Raw genomic sequence first — 811 nt, forward strand, 5'->3', positions numbered from 1 at the left:
TTCGGACTCGCTTTCGCTACGCCTCCCCTATCCGGTTAAGCTTGCCACTGAATGTAAGTCGCTGACCCATTATACAAAAGGTACGCAGTCACCCCATATAGAGGCTCCTACTGTTTGTATGCATACGGTTTCAGGATCTATTTCACTCCCCTTCCGGGGTTCTTTTCGCCTTTCCCTCACGGTACTGGTTCACTATCGGTCGATCACGAGTATTTAGCCTTGGAGGATGGTCCCCCCATCTTCAGACAGGATTTCACGTGTCCCGCCCTACTTGTCTGACGCCTAGTCCCACACAATCGATTTCGTCTACAGGGCTATCACCATGCTGCGGCCGGCCTTTCCAGACCGTTCGACTATCGATTGCGCTAACTCGTCAAGGCTGCTCCGGTTTCGCTCGCCGCTACTGCCGGAATCTCGGTTGATTTCTGTTCCTCGAGCTACTGAGATGTTTCAGTTCACCCGGTTCGCCTCGTACACCTATGTATTCAGTGCACGATACCCTATCGCTAGGGTGGGTTTCCCCATTCGGACATCTGCGGATCAAAGCTTGTTTGCCAGCTCCCCGCAGCTTTTCGCAGGCTACAACGTCCTTCATCGCCTGTGATCGCCAAGGCATCCACCATATGCACTTAGTCGCTTGATCCTATAACTTTACAGGTTATAAGAACTTGAGTTTCGCGTGTTTGTGCCGTTCAAATCCATCAAGGCTGATCAACGAATAATCCCCCTGTATCAGGAGATCACCCATCAATCGAATCTTAAGAACTTTTGAACAATTGATTTTGCAATCACAACCCGTAAATCACAACAC

At 50.1% G+C, this 811-nt stretch carries 1 rRNA gene; it reads right to left on the reverse strand.

The features are described 5' to 3' along the window. Positions 1-643: ribosomal RNA gene (locus OOZ48_RS18400) — 23S ribosomal RNA — on the reverse strand; the annotation flags it as partial. Between the last annotated feature and the right edge of the window lie 168 nt (positions 644-811).

The sequence above is a fragment of the Castellaniella sp. S9 genome (assembly GCF_027257175.1).
In the GTDB taxonomy this organism is placed as follows: domain Bacteria; phylum Pseudomonadota; class Gammaproteobacteria; order Burkholderiales; family Burkholderiaceae_B; genus Castellaniella.